Annotated in this window: 23 protein-coding genes; 19 read left to right on the top strand and 4 right to left on the bottom strand. The window is 46.8% G+C overall.

Features of this window, described 5'->3' with window-relative positions:
• Positions 1 to 5 precede the first annotated feature (5 nt).
• The 8 genes from MHB71_RS18050 to MHB71_RS18015 all read left to right on the top strand — a co-directional run bounded on the left by MHB71_RS18050 (position 6) and on the right by MHB71_RS18015 (position 8,109).
• Positions 6 to 749 (top strand): type II secretion system F family protein, encoded by a 744-nt coding sequence (locus tag MHB71_RS18050; RefSeq protein ID WP_076209547.1) that lies wholly within the window; start codon positions 6 to 8, stop codon positions 747 to 749.
• A gap of 12 nt (positions 750 to 761) precedes the next feature.
• The gene (locus MHB71_RS18045; protein ID WP_339182928.1) at positions 762 to 1,631 is read left to right on the top strand and encodes a type II secretion system F family protein; all 870 of its coding nucleotides are present in this window, start codon (positions 762 to 764) and stop codon (positions 1,629 to 1,631) included.
• Between the two features lie 11 nt (positions 1,632 to 1,642).
• Positions 1,643 to 1,831, top strand: coding sequence for a Flp1 family type IVb pilin (locus MHB71_RS18040; RefSeq protein WP_340027173.1), 189 nt, complete (start codon positions 1,643 to 1,645; stop codon positions 1,829 to 1,831).
• Positions 1,815 to 2,489 (top strand): TadE/TadG family type IV pilus assembly protein, encoded by a 675-nt coding sequence (locus MHB71_RS18035; protein ID WP_340027172.1) that lies wholly within the window; start codon positions 1,815 to 1,817, stop codon positions 2,487 to 2,489. Before MHB71_RS18040 ends, MHB71_RS18035 begins: the two co-directional genes overlap by 17 nt.
• A gap of 91 nt (positions 2,490 to 2,580) precedes the next feature.
• Positions 2,581 to 4,698 carry a hypothetical protein gene (locus MHB71_RS18030; protein WP_340027171.1) on the top strand — a complete coding sequence of 706 codons (2,118 nt, stop codon included), beginning with the start codon at positions 2,581 to 2,583 and terminating at the stop codon, positions 4,696 to 4,698.
• 29 nt (positions 4,699 to 4,727) lie between these two features.
• Positions 4,728 to 5,759 carry a pilus assembly protein gene (locus MHB71_RS18025; protein ID WP_340027170.1) on the top strand — a complete coding sequence of 344 codons (1,032 nt, stop codon included), beginning with the start codon at positions 4,728 to 4,730 and terminating at the stop codon, positions 5,757 to 5,759.
• 12 nt (positions 5,760 to 5,771) lie between these two features.
• A complete protein-coding gene (locus tag MHB71_RS18020; protein ID WP_340030190.1) occupies positions 5,772 to 6,287 on the top strand; it encodes an A24 family peptidase in 516 nt (171 codons plus the stop codon).
• 94 nt (positions 6,288 to 6,381) lie between these two features.
• Positions 6,382 to 8,109: a DUF6382 domain-containing protein gene (locus MHB71_RS18015; protein WP_340027169.1), complete on the top strand. Its 1,728-nt coding sequence runs from the start codon at positions 6,382 to 6,384 to the stop codon at positions 8,107 to 8,109.
• A 12-nt stretch (positions 8,110 to 8,121) separates the two neighbouring features.
• Here MHB71_RS18015 and MHB71_RS18010 read toward each other — a convergent pair whose 3' ends face one another.
• Together MHB71_RS18010 and MHB71_RS18005 are read right to left on the bottom strand one after the other, a co-directional pair.
• A complete protein-coding gene (locus MHB71_RS18010) occupies positions 8,122 to 9,033 on the bottom strand; it encodes a TIGR01777 family oxidoreductase (RefSeq protein WP_076251555.1) in 912 nt (303 codons plus the stop codon).
• Positions 9,034 to 9,192: 159 nt separating this feature from the next.
• Positions 9,193 to 9,660, bottom strand: a complete 468-nt coding sequence (locus MHB71_RS18005) for a DUF2621 domain-containing protein (RefSeq protein ID WP_036610792.1) — start codon at positions 9,658 to 9,660, stop codon at positions 9,193 to 9,195.
• A gap of 170 nt (positions 9,661 to 9,830) precedes the next feature.
• On the opposite strand from MHB71_RS18005, the gene MHB71_RS18000 reads away from it, so the two are divergent.
• The gene (locus MHB71_RS18000; RefSeq protein WP_017689987.1) at positions 9,831 to 10,937 is read left to right on the top strand and encodes a deoxyribonuclease IV; all 1,107 of its coding nucleotides are present in this window, start codon (positions 9,831 to 9,833) and stop codon (positions 10,935 to 10,937) included.
• Positions 10,938 to 10,979: 42 nt separating this feature from the next.
• On the top strand, positions 10,980 to 11,873 hold the full coding sequence (gene purU / locus MHB71_RS17995; RefSeq protein ID WP_017689986.1) for a formyltetrahydrofolate deformylase: 894 nt from the start codon (positions 10,980 to 10,982) through the stop codon (positions 11,871 to 11,873).
• 74 nt (positions 11,874 to 11,947) lie between these two features.
• Here the strand turns inward: purU and MHB71_RS17990 are convergent, their stop codons facing one another.
• The gene (locus MHB71_RS17990) at positions 11,948 to 12,427 is read right to left on the bottom strand and encodes a hypothetical protein (protein WP_340027168.1); all 480 of its coding nucleotides are present in this window, start codon (positions 12,425 to 12,427) and stop codon (positions 11,948 to 11,950) included.
• Positions 12,428 to 12,861: 434 nt separating this feature from the next.
• Here MHB71_RS17990 and tkt point away from each other — a divergent pair, with 434 nt between their 5' ends.
• The 5 genes from tkt (at position 12,862) to MHB71_RS17965 (ending at position 18,380) form a co-directional block, all read left to right on the top strand.
• On the top strand, positions 12,862 to 14,904 hold the full coding sequence (gene tkt / locus MHB71_RS17985) for a transketolase (protein WP_036610788.1): 2,043 nt from the start codon (positions 12,862 to 12,864) through the stop codon (positions 14,902 to 14,904).
• 149 nt (positions 14,905 to 15,053) lie between these two features.
• A complete protein-coding gene (locus MHB71_RS17980; RefSeq protein ID WP_017689983.1) occupies positions 15,054 to 15,371 on the top strand; it encodes a pyrimidine/purine nucleoside phosphorylase in 318 nt (105 codons plus the stop codon).
• 236 nt (positions 15,372 to 15,607) lie between these two features.
• Complete coding sequence (locus tag MHB71_RS17975; protein ID WP_017689982.1) at positions 15,608 to 16,963, top strand: glucose-6-phosphate isomerase; 1,356 nt, start codon at positions 15,608 to 15,610, stop codon at positions 16,961 to 16,963.
• 176 nt (positions 16,964 to 17,139) lie between these two features.
• Complete coding sequence (locus MHB71_RS17970; RefSeq protein WP_036669098.1) at positions 17,140 to 17,772, top strand: YigZ family protein; 633 nt, start codon at positions 17,140 to 17,142, stop codon at positions 17,770 to 17,772.
• Between the two features lie 5 nt (positions 17,773 to 17,777).
• On the top strand, positions 17,778 to 18,380 hold the full coding sequence (locus MHB71_RS17965; protein ID WP_340027167.1) for a TetR/AcrR family transcriptional regulator: 603 nt from the start codon (positions 17,778 to 17,780) through the stop codon (positions 18,378 to 18,380).
• 189 nt (positions 18,381 to 18,569) lie between these two features.
• On the opposite strand, the gene MHB71_RS17960 is transcribed toward MHB71_RS17965, so the two are convergent.
• A complete protein-coding gene (locus tag MHB71_RS17960) occupies positions 18,570 to 18,971 on the bottom strand; it encodes a secondary thiamine-phosphate synthase enzyme YjbQ (protein WP_282319030.1) in 402 nt (133 codons plus the stop codon).
• A gap of 494 nt (positions 18,972 to 19,465) precedes the next feature.
• Between MHB71_RS17960 and cysT the strand changes: the two genes are divergently transcribed.
• The 4 genes from cysT to MHB71_RS17940 are packed head-to-tail and all read left to right on the top strand — an operon-like array spanning position 19,466 to position 23,232.
• The gene (cysT, locus tag MHB71_RS17955; RefSeq protein ID WP_017689978.1) at positions 19,466 to 20,281 is read left to right on the top strand and encodes a sulfate ABC transporter permease subunit CysT; all 816 of its coding nucleotides are present in this window, start codon (positions 19,466 to 19,468) and stop codon (positions 20,279 to 20,281) included.
• A complete protein-coding gene (locus MHB71_RS17950) occupies positions 20,278 to 21,075 on the top strand; it encodes a sulfate ABC transporter permease subunit (RefSeq protein WP_340027166.1) in 798 nt (265 codons plus the stop codon). Before cysT ends, MHB71_RS17950 begins: the two co-directional genes overlap by 4 nt.
• 1 nt (position 21,076) lies before the next feature.
• Positions 21,077 to 22,141: a sulfate ABC transporter ATP-binding protein gene (gene cysA / locus MHB71_RS17945; protein WP_036610770.1), complete on the top strand. Its 1,065-nt coding sequence runs from the start codon at positions 21,077 to 21,079 to the stop codon at positions 22,139 to 22,141.
• 26 nt (positions 22,142 to 22,167) lie between these two features.
• A complete protein-coding gene (locus tag MHB71_RS17940) occupies positions 22,168 to 23,232 on the top strand; it encodes a sulfate ABC transporter substrate-binding protein (protein WP_036610768.1) in 1,065 nt (354 codons plus the stop codon).
• The last annotated feature ends 39 nt before the right edge of the window (positions 23,233 to 23,271 follow it).

The following is a 23,271-nucleotide window of genomic DNA, read 5'->3' as shown; positions in this document are numbered from 1 at the left end:
GACAGATGTTGACGGATTACACCGTATATACGCTTTCCCGGAGACAACGAATGGTCTGTATGCTGATTAGTGGTCTGCTGTTTTTTGGCATCGGGATTCTGTTCTACCATCACTGGTTGGCTGGAGCGATCCTGGCTGCGGGTTGCATATGGGTACCAAAACATTGGACTAAAGTGCTGTTGGAACGAAAAAGAATGACACTCAGTTTACATTTTAAGCAAGCTTTATATGCATTATCTTCGGCACTTGCCGCAGGAAAATCGGTGGAAAATGGATTCAAGGAATCCGTGGAGGATTTGCGGATGTTGAACCCGGAAGCGGATACCGATCTGATTCGTGAGTTCACGATATTGCGGACACGGATGGAGTATGGACAACCAATCGAAGAGGCACTACAGGATTTTTCGGATCGGGCGCAGATTGAAGATATTACGAACTTTGCAGATGTGTTCATTACGTGCAAACGAACTGGCGGGGATCTGGTTGAGGTTGTGCGTCGTACCTCTGCGGTGATTGGTGAGAAGCTGGACATTCAGCAGGATATTATGGTCGCGGTATCGCAGAAAAAGTTCGAATCAAAGGTGATGTTTGCCGCTCCATTTATTTTTCTGATATTCCTCAATCTGACCGCCAAGGACTTTATGGAGCCGTTATATAGCGGGATGGGGTACCTCATCTCTAGTGGAGCATTGGTAGTACTCGCCTGCTGTTATCTGTGGATTAATCGCATTATGGATATCAAAGTATAAGGAGTTGAAACGATGCTGCTTCCCGTTATAGTCGCAGGGATGCTCGGAGCGGGATGGCTGGTGCTGGATCGAACCCGGGGGCAGACCTACCGGCATCTGCGCAAGCTGGATATGGAAGGATTACGACTGAAAAAATTGCATGGCCCCTTCCTGTTTATATTGGACAAGTTCGAGATTGGACGCAGATTGCCAGTGCTCATGTTTCGAATGCAACATGCCATTCAGAAAATGTACGGCATACAGCACAGCGGAGAGAAAACGATGCTGTATTGCGCTGAAATGTTGACTTATACATGGCTCATGCTGCTGGTGGGCTGCCTGTTATCACTCATTGGAGATATGGGCATCGGAGGTATGGTGGGTGGGCTCGCGCTCGGTGCAGCGTTGCCTTTTGCGCTCTACAAAGACCTCAATACAAAGGTGCAGCGAAGAGACCAGGATATTCTTATGGAACTGCCTGAGCTGCTGAACCGAATTGTACTGCTGGTTGGCGCAGGGGAAACCGTGCAACGTGCTATCGTTCACTGTGTGACAAGCCAGGGGGAACGGAATCATCCGTTGTACAACGAACTCAGAAAGACGGTGGGGGATTGGAATAATGGTTACTCTTTTCAACAATCATTTGAACAGTTCAGTCGCCGCTGCGGTGTACAGGAAGTGACGATTTTTACGACAACAGTGCTGCTGAATTTCCGACGTGGGGGAGGTGACTTTGTATTGGCGCTGCGGGATCTGTCACATGTGTTGTGGGAGAAACGCAAGGCTGTCAGTCGGGCGAAGGGAGAACAGGCTTCTTCCAAACTGGTGTTTCCGATGGTACTGATCTTTTTTACGATTGTGGTCATGATCGGGGCACCTGCTTTTATGATGATGAATATGTAGGAGGAATTGGGATGATGGAAGTGTTAAAAAACAAGGTAAACGTATTTTGGAAAGAAGAGGAAGGACTCGGCACGTTAGAGCTGATTCTGATTATCGGGGTTATTATCATTATTGCTTTGATTTTTAAAAACCAAATTAAGACGTTGGTAGAGAGACTGTTAACTAATGTGAGTAATAAAAGTAATGAATTTTTCGAATAACAAGTTCAAAAAGGAAGAAGGGAGCTTCACCGTTGAAGCTTCCCTGATCTTCCCTGTTGTGCTGTTTATTCTTGTGTTATTGCTTTTTTTCACCATGTACATGTATCAAAAGACATTCTTGAATCAACATGCTTATGCAGCTTCGGAACGTGCAGCCTATAGCTGGGACAACAGCCACAAACAGGCGATGACAGGTGAATTTGTCGCTGGAGAACATGACAATCTGTACTGGAGACTGACGGATGATCGTATGCTTGGAGCGCTGTTTGGCTGGGCGGGAGCGGATAATCAGGTTAGCGTTTCTATACCTGCTGGTGAAGGCGGCAATCTCTCGGAACAGAAATTAGCACAAGCGGTGCAACATATGCCTTCAGCTATGAAAGGAACGATTGGGTATCAGAATTCTCTGATTCAGCGGAAAGTAACAACCAAGCTGGAACAAGTAATTTCTTTGCCTCTTCCTTCTTTTTTGTTCGATTCAGGTAACCGTGTCCTCACTCAAGGATCGTCCGCAGTTGTTGAACCAGTTGAATTCATTCGAACGGTAGATTTAATCCGGTATTACGCAGCCAAGTTTAAAGGAAAAGGCGGTGCGGCGACCAGTACAGCGGCAGAAGCCGGACAGGTTGTGCAGCATTTTGGCAAAAGCAAAAAGTGAGAAAAGGAGGAGGGCGGAGCTGTTTAGAAAAAAAGACGGTGAATTGGGAGCCGTAACCCTTTTTTTAATATTAATATTGGCCGGAGTTTATATGTTTGTCGCAATATTTATTGATTACGCTCGTATAGCGGCATTCAAGGTGCAGACCGAACGAATGACTCATGCTGCGATGAGATCCGTCATGTCAGCCTATGACACATCACTCCGGGAGTATGGTTTATTCGGGTATGGGGACAGCAGTGGGGATGCAATTATGGCTAAAGTGTTGAATGATAGCGTGAAGCCTTCAGCTGTAAAAGATGGATTTCCCATTCTGGATATCCAGTGGGATACAACTTCGCTGAGCATGGAGCGTGAACTGGGCAGATACGATATATTTAATCGCCAGATTCAGGAGGATATGAAGTATCGGGCTCCTGTTGATTTTACCCTTGAAGTGATCAATCGGTTCAAACCGATATCAGACGAGATGAAGGAAGCTGCACACACGGTAGACTTGCTGAAAAAATTACAGAAGTTATATGACAAACGTGAAGAATTACTGGATGAAGCCATTGCTAATCAGACGGAATCCGCGGAGAAACTGAAGAATCTTCCGAAGTTGATCATGGACCCGCCTTCACCGGCCATCTATGAAGAGATGCTGGAAGATACACCAGAGACAGCTGCCGAGGCAGCTGCACGTTATGCAGATTATCTGAACAAGAAACAGGCGGATGAGGGACTGCCGTTCAGAGAGCAACAATACATATTGGAACTGGCTCGTTATCGGACTGGTGTTGGTAATGTGGTGACAGGCATCAGCATGATCATACAGCCCGCGTTACTGGCCCATCAAACGAAGCTGGAGGAAGCGCAGTCCAAAATCGAAGAAGCACGCAAGATTAATGAGGAAATGAAACGTGTGATCGCGGAGGGGGAGAACCGTTCGCAGAATGCGAGCTATGACAACGTCGGCAACTCGAATTTGCCTGGGACGAGTCCTGCATCTACTGGATCAGGCACTGAAGCTAAAAGTACACGTTCTCTTGCTTCGGAGCTTGTGAGGGCAGATAGCCTATTTGATCAATTGAAGGCGCGGGTTGTTTCCCAGAATTCAGACTTCTCTAACGTCAGAAGAGACAACATGGAATTGAATACACAGCTTCGCAGTGTCACGGCCATGAGTGGTGTTCCGATTAAACCGGCGGTCAGACAGGCAAGTCAGGTTACGGAACGATATATGGACACCTATGTACGTAGCGGTCCTGCCAATCTCATCCTCCAAAGTAAACAGCAGCTGGAGAGTGGTCGTGGGTCGGATGCCCAGCGCAAAGCAAATGACAAAGAATCCAAAGGGAAATTGAAGGAAGTCAAACGAATCTTGTCGCAGATTAAGAATGGAAGTTCGGGTTCCATGGACGCTTTCAAACAGTTGGAGGAATATTACAACGCTAATATTTCTTTTAATGAGGCTAGTCGTGAGGAAGCCCAAAAGACAGAGATTGCGGGTGACCCCTACGACTCTGGTGGCGATGCCATGAAGGGAATGGATAGTTTGTTTGGCGGGATGTCCGATCTGCTGGACAGTCTTGGCGACGAATTATTTCAGAATGAATATGCTTTAGCCTATTTCAATTCCATGGATTTTGGTCAGTTATTTACCTGGACTGAAGGTGATGGAGATGCTGGTGATGTTTTCAAACTGGAGAATCAGGAACTGGAGTATATCGTCTACGGGTTTCATAATCCTTCGGGTAATATCGCTGCGGCATATGCGGAGATATTTGGGATGCGGCTGGCTATTCGGACGGCAGAAGGGTTAATTGAGCACAGCAAGCTTGGGAACCCACTTCTGGTATTATCGGCGGCAATCTTATACGGGATTACAAACGCCATCGCGGATATGATGAAACTAGCAAAAGAGGGCAGTGTGGAATTGTCCAAGTATATCAAAGTCAAACTGACGTACAGGGACCATCTCCGATTGTTCCTATTGATGCATAGTAACAATGAACGCAAAATGTCCAGAATGCTGGCGCTAATTCGATTGAATACTGGTGTGAATCCAGATGAGAAACAGACGTATGCTTCGGGTAACATGCGTAGTAGCATCAAACTGTGGTTTTTACCAGGGGTGGTTAGAAGCATAGGTGCAGTTATGGGTAGTGAGGATCAGGTTGAAGATGGGCGATTTTTCATTGAGCGGAAGGCGGATTATTCCTATTGAATAATTAGGATCGTTTCGGTGGAGGGATTATGGATAAGCAGCAACATTATGAAAAAGAAAGCGCACAAAAGCAGATTCGTTTAACACGAATAATCAGATTGCAGCGTTTGAAGTCTCTCAAAAAGCAGATATGTTCTCCAAAAAAGGAACAGGGTAGCATGGTTCTGGAAGCTTCACTGGTGTTACCTGTCTTTCTATTCTTTATCATGTTTCTCATCTTCATAGTGCAAATGACTCTAATCTCCACAGCGTTACAGAGCACGGCGGGTGAAGCGGTGAAGCAATTGTCAACGAAAATATATCCCGTATCCCTTGCATTCACACCTTCTGATTCTGCCGGCGGAGAAGGTTCAGGAGAGGGCTGGAAGATACCAGAGTTATCACTGACGGAATGGGCAGAAGGTTATGCTTCTTCTCTACCCGAGCCTTTAAGTGATTGGGTACGTTCAGCGGCCGCCAGTGGTGAACAGCCACTACAGGAGATCAAAACATCCGTCTTGGAAACCGTACTTGATCCCACGGTAAAACCGCTGCTTCAACCTTTTATCGAGCCAACGCTGCTTAATATGGAACGTGTTCATGTGAATGGTATTTCGATACCAGATCTCAAAAACAAAACAAATCCATATTTCCGACTTGAACTGAGTTATGAATTGCCTATAAAAGTCCCCTTTCTCAGTAAACCACTTCGGATTCAGGCTGCTGCGGCAGAACGGGTATGGATTGGAGATACCGGAGAAGGATCAGATGGCAGCGCAGGAGACGGGGATACTGCGGGTTCAGCAACGGTACTGTCGAAGCCTGACCCGGCATACATAGGCAACAATGCAATGATCAAGGTGAAGGTAGAACCAGGAGCGACAGCCAACTTAACGATATTTTACAAGTCAGGTGAAAGTTCTGCGAAGCACATCGGCTGGGCCACCGCAGATGAGAATGGAATTATTGAATGGAACTGGTTTGTTGGTACTCGGACAACAGAAGGAACATGGAGTTTTGTTGTCGAGACAGGGGACGGTGCCAAGACGGAGACTACGTTTAAGGTAGCCACCAGAAAATAAGGAAGGGGGATGATGGAGGTGGAGTGGTTTTACATTGCCTGTGGCATATACGTCATTGCAGCTTTTATTACAGATATTCGTTCAATGAAAATTCCAAATCGATTGACTTTACCCGTGACTGTTGCAGGCGTATTGGCCCACATCATATGGGGAGGTTGGGATGGTTTCTTGTTCTCAGCCGCTGGATTTGCAGCAGGTTTTGGCATTTTGTTTCTGATGTATGCGATTGGAGCCCTAGGGGCAGGAGATGTGAAATTGTTTGGTGGGATTGGCGCATGGACGGGACTTGCTTTTGGCATTCATGTCATTATTTACTCCGTTTTGTACGCGGGCGCAATTGGTCTAATGATACTTCTATTTCGTAAAGATTCAGCGAAGAGAATTCGAGGCATGGCAGGTAGTCTTGCAGGTTTTTTTATGCTAGGTTCGCTCAAGCTGGTAAACAAAGAGAAGACATTGAAGTTTCCGTTTATGCTGGCCGTATTACCCGGGTTTATCACGGTCCTTGTCTCAGGACTTTTCCCTTAAGTGAAGGAGTAGAGAAATTTGAGAATAACAATGGAAAGAGAGGATTGGCATGTATGGACTAACGAGAGATTTTATTCGTAATGGTGGGGCTTTCATGGTTTTGGAGAAAGCAGACGGGTTACGAATGGAGGAATTGAGCCGTGTACAGATGGGGATGTTGTCCTCCAATCAGATTCCGCGACTTCTTCCTGTTCATATTCGGGAAGTCGATCGAAATGTAACTTTGCAGTACGACATATCAGGGTACAAGATGTTATCTCAGATGTTAAAGTCAAGCAAAATTAAATTGCGTGTTCTGTATGGTTTGTTGTTCCAACTAGCCGATGCCTTCACGGAATGCCGACAGTATATGTTGGAGCCTCGTAAATTATTGATCCAGGAAGAGTCTTTGTTCATTAACGGTTCATTCGAACAGGGTGAGCTTGGGATAGTATATGTTCCAATCATGGATACAGTTGAAGTTGATCCAACGCCTCAGCAATTCCGTGAGCTGGTGATCAGGCTGATGGCACATGTACAGGAACTGCAGGGAGAAGGCATTCAGCGTGTTCTGCAGTTATGTGACAACGAACGCTGGGATATCAGACAGTTGCGCGAGCTTCTGCTGGAGTTATACGCTGACGAGCAAGAGAATGGAGGAGGCGCAGCATTTCTCTCGTCCAGAACTTTGGACACACCCAATGATTCAAGAGGTGATCTACATTCGTCGATTTCTGAGCGAGATAGCAGGCTAGCCACTGGTACTTCTCGGCCATATCAACTTGGTGCTCCCGTTCAAAATGCTCCTGTGGGGCCGCAACTAAATTTCCGTCAGCCGCAGAAAACAAGTGAATTCGAGGTTGAAGACATTCCGGTGAGATCTCGAACCTTTCCAGGCAGGCGCTCACCTGAGCAAGTTCCATTAGAGAGTTCAAACGGTATGGATAAGAAAGGAAGTAACTCGTATGATTCGCTAGAGCGTGTTGATATGGAAGTGGAGGAAAAGCCCGGATCTTCCAAAGTAACTTATATCATATTGGGCTGTATGGTTGCCATGGCATTGGTATGGAGATTTATTTACATGGAGCAACCGGGACAGACGCAGATGATCCTGTGCATGGTACTCAGCCTTGGCTTGTTTGGTGTAGCAGGATGGACGTGGAAGCGTAAGGGAAGCCCTCAGAATAACGCAGAGAATAAGCGGTCTTTTTCATTCAATTTAGGTAAGAACAAAGGTAAGCAAATGGAAGATGAAGAGGAACAATTTCAGGAAAGTTGGCGCTGGAATAAAGCTGATAGGAAAGAGGAACGCATAAACCAAACGGTTGCATCCGCCTCAGAAGGTGGTAGCGAGCATTCCCGTTTTCAAAATTTGCATATGGCATCTGAACACTCCGAACCACCGTTCGTTCAGCGCCATGTGGAAACGGTAGCTTCAACTTCAGAGCTAATTCGACAGGATGCAGTTGCAGAGGCAACCGTGAATTTGCAGAATCTGAGTGGAAGTAATGTTACAGGGGCAGGCCCGGTGATGGCGTCTTATTATCTTGAACGAAGATCGGGAAGCAGTGACCAACATGAACGGATGGATGTGCAAGGAGCATCTTTTGTCATCGGAAGATCAGCAGACATGGTTCAGTGGGTGGACACAGCGACCGGGGTGTCCCGTGCTCATGTGGAGTTGAGCCGGAACAAATCGGGCTATGTGATTAAGGATCTGGGTTCCGTCAATGGAACCATTCTTCAGGGCAATATTCTTGCTCCGTATAAGGAGTATCCATTGGCGGATGGAGACACATTTACACTTACAGAATCTGTTTACACTTATCGGTCGGTTGGATAAGGCATAGTTCAATCAGTCAGATAAGCCGCGGTGTTTCAGATCTTCCAGTGCCTGGGTTAAGGTTGGGAAGGTGAACTGGAATCCGTGGTCGAGAGCTTTTTGCGGAATGACTCTCTGCCCCTGAAGCACGACAACGGATAGTTCTCCGACCAAAGTTTTAATCAGGAAGCTGGGTACGGGGAACCAGTGAGGGCGATGATACACTTTACCGACCGTACGACCGAATTCATCATTGGTAACAGGGTTCGGTGAGGAAGCATTGACCGGACCTGACACTTGTTTATTTTGAATGCTAAAATCAATGAGTCTTACGATATCCATAATGTGAATCCAGCTAGTCCATTGCTTGCCACTGCCGATCTTGCCACCAACACCTAGCATATAAGGAAGTTTCATCAATGGAAAAGCACCTCTTTTATGTCCAAGCACCAGACTCACCCGGATTTTAACGAGTCTTACATCTTTGATAGCATCTGCAGCAACTTCCCATTGTTCCGAGACCCGGGAGGGGAAATTCATTGATTTTTGCGGACTGCTCTCGTCAAAGGTTTCGTTAGGAGAGGTTCCATAGATGGCCATGGCAGAAGCCTGAACGACCACTTCCGGCTTTTGTTCAAGGGATTCTACCAATCGGGCTACCCGCGCTACGGTCGTGACTCTGGATTCAACAATTTCCAGCTTCGCCTTGGTTGTCCAACGTTGATTCAGCGTTTCTCCGGCAAGGTTAACGAGAGCGTCCATACCTTCCAGCAAGTGAGGTTGTTCTTCGACTTGTTCCCACGATATATATGTAAGATTTTTACTTGGATTATGCAAGTCAGGCAGTTTTCGTGTAATAACTTTCACATGGTGCCCGGCTTGCAACCAGTAATCTACAAGTGCTCCTCCTACAAATCCGGTACCTCCACAAATGGCAATTTTCATATCAAACATCCTCTCTGTATTTTCACTGCGCTGATACATACCGTTGGATCGACAAACAGCCCCGTACGGTAAGCAATGCCTGTTGGGAACAACTTACCTGACGGAGCATATCTGTATCTAATTAACCAAATCTATATGCCACTTAACTCATCTTTTATTTTATTTAATCAAATGTTGATAAGGGGAATAATCGATTTTGTTTTTCTCCAAAAATTTTACCAAAAACTTATTATCCCGCTTCGGTGTGGCAATAATGTATCCTTTGATGCAATGATCTCTCGATACTTCCGTGGCATTGTCTTCGACTGCAATCTTACCGATCTCTGCAGCAATGGAATGTTTGGCGATGTCACGAAATGGCCCGGGCACAGGCTCCACTAGTTGATCCAAAAAAGCTTTGGCTTCATCTGTCCATAAGTGACGGCTGGCTTCAACCCAATAATTCTGCCAATCCAGTTTGGACTTTCCGTCTGCTTTGGGTAGCACTTTCAAAAACTTGCGCATCATGAAAAATCCACCGATACACATGCTGCCTAGCAATAAAAAAGTCCAGAATGCGATCGTATTCATAAACCAATTGCTGGGGGAATAGCTGTTCAGTATTATCGCGTAGGAGTCGAAAATCATTGCGGAGTCACCTCGGTTCATTGATTTTCACGGAAAGACGGATTCCGCCTACCCATGTTCCACATATTAGCTGTAAAAAATAGCCTCTATCCCGAATTATAGCGCATTTCTAGATTTATTTCGATAATCGCGTTAGAATAAGGGATAATTCAGAATAAGGGGGATCAATAATGCTGAAAATCGGCTCCCACGTGTCCTTTTCGGACAAGGGATTATTGAGTGCAACGAAGGAAGCGTCCTCGTACGGTTCCAGTTCGTTTATGATATATACGGGTGCACCACAGAATACACGTCGCAAGCCAATTGAGTCCATGTATATTGAAGAAGGCAAGGTTGCCATGCAAGAGGGTGGAATGGAAGATATCGTTGTCCATGCACCGTACATTGTTAATCTTGGCTCATACAAAGATAATACGTTTAGACTGGCTGTAGATTTCCTTCAGGAAGAGATTCGTCGGACACATGCTATTGGTGTGAAGAACATCGTATTACATCCCGGCGCATTTACAGACAAAGATGCCCACTATGGGATCGGACGGATCGCAGAAGGATTGAATGAAGTGCTGGAGGGTGTGAAAGACACGGATGTGAACATCGCTCTGGAGACCATGGCTGGCAAAGGTACGGAGATGGGTCGCAGTTTCGAAGAGATCGCTCAGATTATCGAGAAAGTAACATATAACGAGCGCCTGACTGTGTGTATGGATACATGTCACATTCATGATGCCGGATATGATATCGTTAATGATTTTGACGGTGTACTGGAACAATTCGATCGTACGGTAGGACTTGACCGCATTGCCGTAATGCATATTAATGATAGTAAGAATGCTGTGGGTGCGCATAAGGACCGTCATACACCAATTGGCTCTGGCTGGATCGGGTTTGAAGCGATTAACCGCATCGTCAACCATGAGAAGCTTCAAGGACGTCCATTTATTCTAGAGACACCTTGGATTGGTAAAGAGGCCAAGACACAGCGTCCAATGTATGAGGTGGAGATTGCCCTGCTTCGTGGGGATGTTGCCGGTCGATTCGGCCAGGATTTCCTGACAGAAGTAGAACAGTTGCAACACTTTTTCAAAGGTAAAGAGATTGAGTCTCGTTCGTATATTCTGGATGTGTGGACGTTGCTCAAAAATGATGCCAAAGCCAAAAAGGCAGATCCGCGCGAACCACTGGAACGCCTCTATGACATGGTGACTGAAGCTGCACTATTCCCGCATTTGAATGAAGAACAACTGAATCATCGCTTGATTGCATGGCTTGCGGGTTAATCCCGCAGGTCATGGTTTAATTGAAGGAGGAAGAATAACCCGATGGAGATCCACGCTAAACAAGTACGCCCTGATTCTAAAAACCGCGCCGATCGTGCGCGCATGCTTATTTCCTGTCCGGATGGTCCAGGAATTGTAGCTGCCGTATCTCATTTCCTGCACCAGCATGGTGCAAACATTGTTCAGTCGGACCAGTACACAATGGACCCTGCTGGCGGCATGTTCTTTATGCGAATTGAGTTTGATCTTCCGCAATTGTTGGTCAATTTGCCGAAACTGGAAGCTGATTTTGCAGAAGTAGCAAGCCGTTTCCAGATGGAATGGACGTTATCTGCGGTCAGCCGCAAGAAGAAACTGGCTATCTTTGTGTCCAAAGAAGATCACTGTCTGGTTGAATTGTTGTGGCAATGGCAGGCAGGCGACCTGGATGCAGATATTGCGCTTGTGGTCAGCAACCATCTGGACATGAAGGATTATGTAGAATCATTTGGCATTCCATATCATCATATCCCAGTTACAGCAGATACGAAGAAAGAAGCGGAACAGCGCCAACTGGACGTCATCGGCAACGATGTGGATGTGATCATTTTGGCTCGTTACATGCAGATTATCTCTCCGATGTTCATTGAGCACTACCGCAATCGAATCATTAATATTCACCATTCGTTCCTGCCAGCCTTCGTGGGTGGTAAACCGTATGCGCAGGCGTACAATCGCGGTGTCAAAATTATCGGTGCGACAGCCCACTACGTTACGGAAGAACTGGATGGCGGACCAATTATCGAACAGGACGTGCAGCGTGTAAGCCACGGGGACGATGTAACCGAGCTGAAGCGTATTGGACGTACCATTGAGCGTGTTGTGCTCGCACGTGCCGTGAAATGGCATGTCGAAGACCGTGTTCTTGTTCACGAAAATAAAACCGTTGTATTTTAAGTTCATGCTTTAATACTGTGCAAGGTTGATTCGGAACCACGTAATAGACTAATAATAAAGCGACCCCAATTCGTTTACGAAACGGGAGTCGCTTTTTTTGTTGTGTTGATATACTTTCCGCACAAGCCAAGCACAATACCAAACAGCAGATGTCCTGCAATCCAATAGAGGATGGCGGACACATCGTACAGGTCTGGCACACGTGATGACATTTGAGAGAGTGGGATATAGAGCAGGGACGAGACTGCACCAAGTAAAATTCCTTTGATCATAGGGCGGCCTGAATGCCTTACCCACCACAGATAGAAGATACCGATGACAACGGACACGATGAGATGCAAAGCAAATTCAATGAATTCGGGTAAGGTTGGCGGAAGACCAGGTACAAAATCAATATTCAGCAGCAGGGTATATACTTGTTCACCTGTGTTGGCCTGAATCACTTTAAGGAAAAATCCCAGGATAACTCCCGAGAGAACCCCCGTTAAAATACCGGATATCCAGGGTAATGAGTGTTTTACCGATGTTGATGGGTGAGCCGCAGGATCTGGCATGATCGCAACCTCCTATGATTGACGTATGTACATCTGAAAAGTAAACCACAGCCCAACTTTCGAATCCATATTAAGGAACATTATATGTGAATTGAGGATGAATATCTAAAAAATGCATGGTTTTCAGGTTAAAGGTTATACTTCATGCGATGGATTTGCGAGGCTCCTTAAGTCTACTTTTGGAATTTAGTACCTTGTACAGTACGATTTTTGCTTGATAGGCCAAGGAATATTCATCACAAACCACCGATTTTTCACGAACTTCTAAAAGAAGGTTATGGAAAAGCTTCACGCCAAGTGATACAATACAAAAGTGAATAAGTCAAAATGAAACACTCAAGCGGATTCACTTATTGTGAAATTCGGTTTGCTTGTATGATGAGAGGGATTCGCTTGCGCACCCGACTTATCTAAAGACATGAGGAGGACAAACCATGACTGACAAGAACGAAGCGATTCAAAAGGACGAGAACACTACAATCGACAACCTGTCGATTACTACCGTACGTACTTTGGCGATTGATGCAATTGAGAAGGCAAATTCCGGACATCCGGGTATGCCGATGGGCTCCGCTCCAATGGGGTACCAACTTTTTGCAAAAACGATGACTCATAACCCGGACCACCCAACTTGGGTTAACCGGGACCGTTTTGTCCTGTCTGCAGGACATGGCTCCATGTTGCTGTACAGCTTGCTGCACCTGAGCGGATATGATCTTCCAATGGAAGAACTGAAACAGTTCCGTCAATGGGGAAGCAAAACTCCGGGTCACCCGGAATTCGGACATACTGCAGGTGTTGATGCAACTACAGGCCCACTGGGTCAAGGTATTGCAATGGCTGTAGGTATGGCGATGGCTGAAGCTCAACTGGGCGCAACATACAATAAAGACAAATTCAACGTAGTTGACCACTACACTTACGCAATCTGTGGTGATGGCGACTTGATGGAAGGCGTATCTCATGAATCAGCTTCCCTGGCTGGACGTTTGCACCTGGGCAAACTGATCATGTTGTTCGACTCCAATGACATCACGTTGGATGGTAAATTGGATCTGTCTTCTTCCGAAAGCATCGCGAAGCGTTTTGAAGCTTATGGCTGGCAAGTGCTGCGCGTTGAAGATGGTAACGATCTGCCTGCAATCGAAAAAGCAATTCAGGAAGGTCAAGCAGATACACTGCGTCCTACACTGATCGAAGTTAAAACGGTTATCGGTTATGGTAGCCCGAACAAACAAGGTAAAGGCGGTCACGGCGGTACTCACGGATCTCCACTGGGTGCAGACGAAGCCAAATTGACTAAAGAGTATTATAAATGGGTTTACGAAGAAAACTTCCACGTACCAGCTGAAGTTCGCGATCACTTTGCACAAGTGAAAGATCGTGGTATCTCTGCTAACAAAGCTTGGGATGAGAAATTTGCCGAGTACAAAAAAGCCTTCCCTGAGCTGGCAGCTCAATTCGAAACAGCGATTAACGGCGACCTTCCAGAAGGTTGGGACCGTGATCTTCCTAAATATGCAGCAACAGACAAAGCTCTTTCCACTCGTGTAGCATCCGGTAACGCTCTGAACGGTCTGGCGCACAACGTGCCACAACTGACAGGTGGATCTGCTGACTTGGAAAGCTCCACAATGACTCACTTGAACAACCTGGAGAACTTCACACCTGAAGATTACTCCGGCCGTAACATCTACTTCGGTATCCGTGAATTCGGTATGGCTGGAGCAATGAACGGTATGGCACTGCACAGCGGTGTGAAAGTATTCGGAGGTACGTTCTTCGTATTTACCGATTACCTGCGTCCGGCTGTTCGTCTGGCTGCCCTGATGGGATTGCCTGTAACGTATGTTCTGACTCACGACAGTATCGCTGTTGGTGAAGACGGTCCTACGCACGAACCGATCGAGCAATTGGCATCCCTGCGTATCATTCCTAACCTGACGGTTATTCGTCCGGCTGATGGTAATGAAACTTCGGCTGCTTGGGCTTACGCGCTTGAGAACAAGAGCAACCCGGTTGCACTCGTACTCACTCGTCAAAACCTGCCGATCCTGGAAGGTACGGTTGAAGGTTCACGTGAGAACGTGAAACGTGGTGCTTATGTTGTCTCTGATGCAAAAGATGGCAAAGCGGTAGCACAAATTATCGCTACAGGTTCTGAAGTGCAATTGGCTGTTAAAGCTCAAGCGGCGCTTGCAGAACAAGGCATCCAAGTTCGCGTAATCAGCATGCCAAGCTGGGATCTGTTCGAGAAACAAGACAAAGCTTACAAAGAGTCCGTTCTTCTTCCGGATGTTAAAGCTCGTCTTGCGATTGAAATGGCTTATCCAATGGGCTGGGAGAAATATGTTGGAGATCAAGGTGACATTCTCGGAATCAGCACATTTGGTGCATCCGCGCCTGGCGACCGTGTTATCCAAGAGTATGGCTTTACAGTGGATAACGTGGTTAGCCGCGTAAAAGCATTGCTGTAATAGCTTCATAAGCGCTGCTATGATTGGGAGGGCGTCATGCTGTCCTGATCCATGGCAGTAAGTTATTTCCGCAGAGATGGGGGGTATCTCGTTATCGCCCTGATCTGTTTTGCCTATTGTTTTCATTAACTTCAGGGGAGCGGGTACGCATGTCACAATTCGATCAAGTCAGTGTAGTGAAAGAGGCCAACATTTATTATGATGGTCAGGTAACCAGCAGAACGGTTATTTTGGGGGATGGCAGCAAAGTGACTCTGGGCATCATGCTTCCAGGCAGTTATGAGTTCGGTACGGATTCCCGTGAAATTATGGAGATTCTGTCCGGAGATCTGAAAGTATTGCTTCCCGGAGAAGAAGAGTGGCAAGAGATTCAAGGTCAAGCTACGTTCCACGTGCCTGCCGAATCCAAATTTAAACTGGAGATACGCAGCGTTACTGACTACGTCTGCTCGTACCCGGCGGAATAACATAAGAAGGGTAAGCAGAACCGCAACCCGCGGATTCGGTTTACCCTTTTTGCTTCTTGAATTCTAACGACAAAGTTCGAGCTGCAAGCTTGTCAGCCCCGTGGATTTGAAGTATCCTTAAGGCAAGTTGTTTAGAATGGAATACGGACATAATATAAGAGGTTGTTCAAAAAGTCCGCTTTTGATTACAAAGTTTGAACACGCACTATAATCGAAATCAGGAGGTTTTTGAGATCATGGCAAAAAAAGTGACATTTGACTATAGCACGGCATTGCAATTTGTAAATCAGCACGAAGTGGATTATTTCGCAGAACCGATTCGTCTGGCTCACGAGCAGCTTCACAACGGAACAGGAACAGGCTCCGATTACCTGGGCTGGATTGACCTGCCAACGGCTTATGACAAAGAAGAGTTCGCCCGCATTCAAAAAGCGGCTGCCAAAATCCAAAGCGACTCCGAAGTACTGATCGTTATCGGTATCGGTGGATCATACCTGGGTGCACGTGCAGCGATCGAAATGCTGACTCACTCTTTCTATAACAATCTGCCAAAAGACAAACGCAAAACGCCTGAAATCTATTTTGCAGGAAACAATATCAGTTCCACATATGTAACTCATTTGCTGGATCTGGTTGAAGGCAAAGATTTCTCCGTTAACGTTATCTCCAAATCAGGTACAACAACAGAGCCGGCAATTGCTTTCCGTATCTTCCGTGCAGCACTGGAAGAGAAATATGGTAAAGAAGAAGCACGCAAACGCATCTATGCTACAACAGACAAAGCGCGCGGTGCATTGAAAGAACTGGCAAATGCAGAAGGATACGAATCTTTCATTATCCCGGATGATGTAGGTGGACGTTACTCCGTTCTGACAGCTGTAGGTTTGCTGCCTATCGCAGCAGCGGGTATCAGCATCGAAGAAATGATGCAAGGTGCGGCTGACGCATCCAAAGAATACAGCAACCCGAATGTAGCTGAGAATGAAGCATATCAATATGCTGCAGTTCGTAACGCATTGTATCGCAAAGGCAAAGGCACTGAGATCCTTGTAAACTATGAGCCATCCCTGCACTTCGTATCCGAGTGGTGGAAACAACTGTTTGGAGAGAGTGAAGGTAAAGACTACAAAGGGATCTATCCTGCATCCGTTGATTTCTCTACAGACTTGCACTCCATGGGTCAATTCATCCAGGAAGGTAGCCGGAATATCTTCGAAACTGTTATCCAGGTTACTGAAGTTGCTGAGCATATCTCAATCAAATCCGATCCGGACGATCTGGATGGTTTGAACTTCCTTGAAGGAAAAACTATGGACTTTGTTAACAAAAAAGCGTTCCAAGGAACACTGCTTGCACATACGGATGGTCAAGTACCAAACCTGATTGTGAACATTCCAGATATGACTCCATATTCTTTCGGATATCTGGTATACTTCTTTGAAAAAGCATGCGGTATCAGTGGCTACCTGCTGGGCGTCAATCCATTTGACCAACCAGGAGTGGAAGCTTACAAGAAAAATATGTTCGCATTGCTGGGCAAACCAGGCTTTGAAGAAGAGAAAGCAGCGCTCGAAGCGAGACTTTCCGAATAATTCATCGGTCTGCTCATATAGTTGAATAAGGTAATGTAAATCTAACCGGGAATCACTGTTCGTGTAAGAGGCAGGGTTCCCGGATTTAGATAACCAGGGCAGTTCGTCCGCGTTCGCGCGGTGAACTGCTTTCTTGTAAAATGGACTCAGGAAAAGATCAGAAAGTTGGATTTAGGATGATTGAACGTTATCGCACGGTTCGAGGACCGGGCAATCTGGAAATTGTAATCAAGAAGTCGCGATTTATCGGTCATATTATGCCGGTCACGACAGAAGAAGAGGCTGTTGCCTTCATTGATGAGATCAAGAAAAAACATTGGAATGCAACTCATAACTGCTCTGCATACATGATTGGGGAGCGGGACGAGATCCAGAAGCAATCCGATGACGGTGAACCCAGCGGAACAGCAGGGAAACCCATTCTTGAAGTGATCAAAAATCAGAAATTAAAAAATGTGGCAATTGTGGTTACGCGATACTTCGGGGGAATTATGCTTGGAGCTGGCGGGTTAATTCGTGCTTATACGGATGGAGCTGTAGCAGCCATTGAAGCCGGAGAAGCCATTACCAACGTGCTGCATCGTGAAGTGTTTGTTGAACTGGATTATACGTGGCTGGGTAAAGTGGAAAATGAGTTAAGAAGCCGGGAAGTCCGTACAGGTGAAACTGGATTCACCGATAAGGTTACGTTGACTTGTCTTCCGCCGGATAGTGAAACCGAGGCTTTTATAGCCTGGATCACGGATTTGACGCAAGGGCAATCCCGGATCACGGAGGGACAGCGGCTTTATTTTATTGAAGGGGAATAAAATATATGGCTAGAAGAGCAGTCGAACAGGAGTTGTCGAGGGAGCGGATACTGGAGGCGGCGAGGCACCTTTTTATTACCAAAGGATACCGCGCCATTTCGATGCGAAGCATCGGCCAGCATCTGGGCTATAGTCATGGGTCGCTGTATTATCACTTTAAGGAAAAGGCAGAGCTGTTCTATGCCATCGTGGTTGAAGATTTTAATCATCTGGGGCATTTGCTGCTGCAAGCCATGGTCAGGCCAGTTCGTGATGATGTGAGCAAGGTAGAGCACATTATGATGGAGTTTATTCGCTTTGGTCTGGAGAATCCATACCAATACGAAATTATGTTTATGATCAGGGACGAAGAACTGTTGTCTTATTGTCGTACCGAACAGGGACGTTGCTTCGAATTGTTTGCATCGATTATAAGGCAGTATATGAATGAAGCGAACTGTACGGAAGAGGATATTCAAAGGGTACCGCGTACGCTATTTTTGGCTATGCACGGATTCATTTCTTATTACATTCAGGACCGTTTAACGTTTGTGGAGATTGAATCGTCTGCGCTGTCTCATGTCAAAGTGCTGTGCCGCAATCTGGGTCGGCAGCCTGGCGACCAATAATGGCGCTGTTGTTGCACCCCTACACTTCAGGGCGGTGATTTGTCATAACTTTAATTCTTTATAACGTTGTCTCGCGAAAGTTAGTATGCGCAGCAGACCAAGTCAGGCGGCTCCGACCCGGAATGAGGGTGGACCGCCTGTTTGTGTTTGCAAAAATGAACGAGTAGGTGGCAGGCCTATTGGACCCAACTAACCTTCCATGATTTTGAGAAAGTACTCCCGCTCACGTGGTCCATCGAATTCGCAAAAGTAAATGCCTTGCCAGCGGCCAAGCAGCAGTCTGCCTTCGTGAATAATCACCGTCTGTGATGGCCCTGTTGTGATCGATTTGAGGTGAGAGGCTGTATTACCTTCGGCATGTCGATACTCGGGATGCTCCCAGGGATACACTTCGTCCAGGCGCAACAATACATCGTGTTTCACATCCGGGTCTGCATTTTCGTTGATGGCTATACCCGCCGTCGTATGTGGACAGTAGATGAGCACCGTCCCGTTCTGCACCCCGCTACTCTGGACAACCTGCTTTACGTCCCGTGTAATATCCTTCATTTCATCTCGTGTGGAAGTGGATATATCCTTCGTATATAACATGTTAGATCACTCCTTATCATCTCTGTTCTTACCCTCGATTGTACCTTAACCACTACATACCAAACAAACCACATATGAAGACGGATATGTGAATCGCACAATAACGGAGAGGTCAGAAATAACCTGAAGAAGCGGAAGCTAAAAGCTTTCTGTAGGAAAGCTGCTTCGGAAGCATAAGCTTCGCTTTTATCACCGGATTTCCCCTTAAAAAAGGGGATCAAAGGAATCTGGGGATAACAGTGATCGGAAGGTTGTTCTGGCCGCGCAGTGTACAGTGCGATTTTTATTAATCGTTCTCATATGAGGCCCAATTATATTCAATAAAAGCATTGACGATTAGCACTGCAAACTGGTAAAGTATCAGAAAAGCAAAACCAAGTAGACTAATGGGAATAATATTAAAGTAATATCATCCAACTTAGGAAAAATGTCGTATTGAAGCCAGGAAGACTGCCGACCGGAGTTAAAGCCGGAGGCTGGGAGGGAACGCAGTAATGAATACCGTTCTTCGTCATAAGGGATGGACTTGGGGATTCCGCAGTACCGTATTGTTATATTTTATCGTACTTATTGTACTTCCAATCATCGGTGTGTACGTCAATTCCTTCTCTGAAGGATGGAGCAACTTTGTTCAGAGCATTATGGACCCCATCGCGTGGAAAGCCGTCCTGTTGACCATTCGGCTGGCCGTTATTGCCACGCTGATTAATGTGGTTTTGGGCACGATGATCGCCTGGGTGTTGACAAGGTATCGTTTTGTGGGCCGATCGTTTCTTAACAGTCTGGTTGATCTTCCGTTTGCACTGCCAACAGCGGTGGGCGGCTTGATGATTATGCTGCTTTTGGGTCCGGTCAGTGCCATCGGGAAACTGGCAGAATCCATGGGATTTGAGATTGTATTTCACCAGCCCGCCATTGTTATCGCGATGACCTTTGTCACGTTTCCGTTTGTTATCCGTGCAGTGCAGCCTTTGCTGGAAGAAATCGATCCTTCGGAGGAAGAGGCCTCGTACACGATGGGGGCATCCAAGGCTCGCACGTTTATGCAGGTTATTCTGCCTTCTATGGCACCTGGCATGATCAGTGGGGGGATGCTGGCTTTCTCGAGAGGACTGGCTGAATTTGGGGCTGTTGTGCTGGTGGCTGGTAACATTCCGGGAAGAACACTGACTGCTTCCGTATTTATCTACGGGGAGATTGAAAGTGATAATCCAACGGGGGCTGCTGCTGTATCCGTGTTGCTCCTGACGCTCTCCTTCCTGATCCTCTGGCTGATCAATCTGGTGCAGATGCGGGGGAGAAGACGATGAGACGACTGTTAATCGGACTGACGTTTGCGGTATTTATTGTACTGCTGATCATCCCACTTGGACGCATTTTTATTGGCGCATTTGAAGACGGGGCAGGTGGATTCCTGAAAGGGTTAATGCGCCCTGAGGCGTTACATGCCTTGATGATGACCGGACTGGTGGTTCTGGTGGTCACCCTGTTAAATGCATTGTTTGGCATCATGATGGCTCTGTATCTGGTTCGTGCCGGATGGCTGAGTGAACGGATAAAAGGGCTGCTAAACAGCATTGTAGACCTGCCTTATGCCGTATCTCCTGTCATTGGCGGTTTGATGATTGTGTTGATGTTGGGACCTAACAGCATTATGGGTGCTTTTTTTGAAGGGATTGGATTCAATGTGGTCTATGCCTTCCCGGGTATGGTGATCGCAACGTTATTTGTTACCTTTCCACTGATGGTCAGAGAGGTTATGCCTGTCCTGCAGGAACTCGGTTCCCAGCAAGAGGAGGCCGCATCTACACTTGGCGCTTACGGCTGGAGAACGTTCTGGAGTGTGACATGGCCTTCGATCCGCTGGGCGGTAGTGTATGGTCTAGTCTTGACGGTTGCGCGCTCGCTTGGGGAATTCGGTGCAGTGCTGGTGGTATCCGGTAATATTATGAACAAAACGCAGACCGCAACAACCCTGGTGTACCAGGATGTTGAGAATTTTAATGTGGCTGCCGCAAATGGTGTGGCATTGGTGCTGGTCACCTTCTCCGTCGGGCTGCTGCTTATGATGGAATGGGCCAAGAAGCGAAAGGAAGTGCATTGATATGCATGTAGAAGTCCGTGATCTGAACAAACATTTCGGTGATTTTCATGCGGTAAAAGATGTCTCATTCGATATTGCCAAAGGCCATCTGATCGGTCTGCTTGGACCCAGCGGAGGCGGGAAAACGTCCATTCTACGGATGCTTGCGGGTCTGGAGAATCCGGGTTCTGGAGAGATTCGCTTTCATGGAAAAGTGGTGAACCATCTGCCTCCACAGGAGCGGGGCATCGGATTTGTATTCCAGAACTATGCCTTGTTCAAACATATGACGGTATTTGAGAATATCGCCTTTGGACTCAAGGTTAAGAAGACACCAAAAGCCCAGATTCGTGATCGGGTTATGGAACTTGTTGAACTGACCGGGTTAAAAGGTTTCGAACAGCGCTATCCACATCAGTTGTCTGGTGGGCAGCGTCAGCGTGTTGCTTTTGCCAGAGCACTCGCCCCGGAGCCCCAGCTATTATTGCTGGACGAACCGTTCGCGGCCATTGATGCTAAGATCCGTCAGGAACTGCGTTCATGGTTGCGTGAGTTGATTGAACGGGTAGGGATTACTTCGATATTTGTAACGCATGACCAGGATGAAGCGATTGAAGTGGCGGACGAAATCATGATTATCAGCCAAGGTCGTCTCGAACAGAAGGGTACACCTTGGGATATCTACAAAAACCCGCAGACACCTTTTGTCGCTACATTTATCGGGGAGTCTACGGTTGTGGAGGATGCCTCCCAGTTGAAAGGATTCGAACATGCCGTCGAGGGGGAACATACCAAAGCGCTGATTCGACCGGAGTATATTGAAATCGGCTTGAAAAACGAATTTACCATGTTGTCTGCAACGGAAAAAGGTACAGTCAAACATCTTCATTTCCGCGGCAGTGAATGGATGGTAGAGGTGGATGTACAGGGTCATAAGTTAATCACATATCGTTCCCTGGAGAAAACGACATTGGAGATCGGTCAACAAATTCGCGTCCTTGTACACCGTGCATACCTGTTCAATGACTCCAACAGTTGGGTGGTTGAGAACCGACTGAAGGAAGATCCGATGCCGGTGATGATTTAGTATCAAGTGGAAGAAAGGGGCTGCCCATGCAGACGAGGAAGAAGAAAGCCATACTCTTATATGTTGCCCTCATGCTTCTGCTCGTCTGCATGACCGCTGGATGCAGCAAGCAGGAGGAGTCAAGCGAACAGAACGAGCCCTCTGGTAACGATTCATCCAATACGCTGGTGATTGGTGCTTATAGTGTAGCGAAAGATGCTGTAGGCGAATTGCTACCCAAGTTCCAAGAGGAGTGGAAGGCAAAAACCGGACAGACGATTAACTTTCAAGAATCCTATGAAGCTTCGGGCACACAGGCAAGAGCCATCGTTGGTGGATTCGAGGCTGATGTAGCCTTGCTCGCGATGGAGAGTGATATCGAGAAGTTGGTCAAAGCCGATCTGGTTAGCTCTGATTGGAAACAGACCCCTAATGAGGGCATGATCACCCGTTCAATTGTTGTTCTGGGCACAAGAGCGGGCAACCCGCTCGGTATTCGTGATTTTCAGGACTTAACCAAGCCAGGAGTGAAGGTACTGTACCCCAATCCAAAGACATCCGGAGGCGCACAATGGGACATTAATGCCATTTATGGTGCCGGATTGAAACTGTCGGAGGAGCAAGAGGGGAAGAAAGATCCTGCCGCAGCCAAGGCTTTTCTCGAACAGGTACATCGTAACGTTGAATCATTGGACAAGAGTGGGCGTTCTTCGATGGCGGCATTCGAATATGGTGTGGGTGATGTCATCGTCACGTATGAAAATGAATTGCTTGCCCGGATCGCCAAAGGTGTAGATTATGACATCGTCATTCCAAAAAATACGATCCTGATTGAGAACCCGGCAGTTGTGGTGAATAAATATGCCGATAAACATGGAAATCGCGAACTGGCAGAAGCCTTTGTCGCATATCTGCGTACACCAGAAGCGCAGCGTATTTTTGCCAAGCATGGTTTTCGTTCAGTAGATCCGGATGTATTTGCACAGACGGAGTCGACATTCCCAACGCCAGAAGGACTATTTGATATCAACTATCTGGGTGGATGGGACGAGGTACGCAGTACGTTGTACTCCAAACGCGGCGTGTGGTATCAAGTGCTCGCTGGATTATGAGTATTGCTGATGTAATCGAATAGGTAAGCGAGCATGTAG

It is taken from the genome of Paenibacillus sp. FSL H7-0940 (genome assembly GCF_037979415.1).
Taxonomy (GTDB): Bacteria; Bacillota; Bacilli; order Paenibacillales; family Paenibacillaceae; genus Paenibacillus; species Paenibacillus amylolyticus.
The sequence above is the reverse complement of the archived record's forward strand: the minus strand, read 5'-3'. Positions and strand labels throughout refer to the sequence as shown.

Coding starts and splice junctions, on each gene's coding strand:
- cysA (WP_036610770.1), top strand. CDS start 21,077: ATGCATGTAGAAGTCCGTGATCTGAACAAACATTTCGGTGATTTTCAT.
- MHB71_RS17980 (WP_017689983.1), top strand. CDS start 15,054: ATGTCACAATTCGATCAAGTCAGTGTAGTGAAAGAGGCCAACATTTAT.
- MHB71_RS18010 (WP_076251555.1), bottom strand. CDS start 9,033: ATGAAAATTGCCATTTGTGGAGGTACCGGATTTGTAGGAGGAGCACTT.
- MHB71_RS18035 (WP_340027172.1), top strand. CDS start 1,815: ATGAATTTTTCGAATAACAAGTTCAAAAAGGAAGAAGGGAGCTTCACC.
- MHB71_RS18000 (WP_017689987.1), top strand. CDS start 9,831: ATGCTGAAAATCGGCTCCCACGTGTCCTTTTCGGACAAGGGATTATTG.
- MHB71_RS18005 (WP_036610792.1), bottom strand. CDS start 9,660: ATGATTTTCGACTCCTACGCGATAATACTGAACAGCTATTCCCCCAGC.
- MHB71_RS17990 (WP_340027168.1), bottom strand. CDS start 12,427: ATGCCAGATCCTGCGGCTCACCCATCAACATCGGTAAAACACTCATTA.
- MHB71_RS18030 (WP_340027171.1), top strand. CDS start 2,581: ATGTTTGTCGCAATATTTATTGATTACGCTCGTATAGCGGCATTCAAG.
- MHB71_RS18020 (WP_340030190.1), top strand. CDS start 5,772: ATGGAGGTGGAGTGGTTTTACATTGCCTGTGGCATATACGTCATTGCA.
- MHB71_RS18015 (WP_340027169.1), top strand. CDS start 6,382: ATGGTTTTGGAGAAAGCAGACGGGTTACGAATGGAGGAATTGAGCCGT.
- MHB71_RS18025 (WP_340027170.1), top strand. CDS start 4,728: ATGGATAAGCAGCAACATTATGAAAAAGAAAGCGCACAAAAGCAGATT.
- MHB71_RS18050 (WP_076209547.1), top strand. CDS start 6: ATGTTGACGGATTACACCGTATATACGCTTTCCCGGAGACAACGAATG.
- MHB71_RS18045 (WP_339182928.1), top strand. CDS start 762: ATGCTGCTTCCCGTTATAGTCGCAGGGATGCTCGGAGCGGGATGGCTG.
- purU (WP_017689986.1), top strand. CDS start 10,980: ATGGAGATCCACGCTAAACAAGTACGCCCTGATTCTAAAAACCGCGCC.
- MHB71_RS17970 (WP_036669098.1), top strand. CDS start 17,140: ATGATTGAACGTTATCGCACGGTTCGAGGACCGGGCAATCTGGAAATT.
- tkt (WP_036610788.1), top strand. CDS start 12,862: ATGACTGACAAGAACGAAGCGATTCAAAAGGACGAGAACACTACAATC.
- MHB71_RS17960 (WP_282319030.1), bottom strand. CDS start 18,971: ATGTTATATACGAAGGATATATCCACTTCCACACGAGATGAAATGAAG.
- MHB71_RS17940 (WP_036610768.1), top strand. CDS start 22,168: ATGCAGACGAGGAAGAAGAAAGCCATACTCTTATATGTTGCCCTCATG.
- MHB71_RS17975 (WP_017689982.1), top strand. CDS start 15,608: ATGGCAAAAAAAGTGACATTTGACTATAGCACGGCATTGCAATTTGTA.
- MHB71_RS17965 (WP_340027167.1), top strand. CDS start 17,778: ATGGCTAGAAGAGCAGTCGAACAGGAGTTGTCGAGGGAGCGGATACTG.
- MHB71_RS18040 (WP_340027173.1), top strand. CDS start 1,643: ATGATGGAAGTGTTAAAAAACAAGGTAAACGTATTTTGGAAAGAAGAG.
- cysT (WP_017689978.1), top strand. CDS start 19,466: ATGAATACCGTTCTTCGTCATAAGGGATGGACTTGGGGATTCCGCAGT.
- MHB71_RS17950 (WP_340027166.1), top strand. CDS start 20,278: ATGAGACGACTGTTAATCGGACTGACGTTTGCGGTATTTATTGTACTG.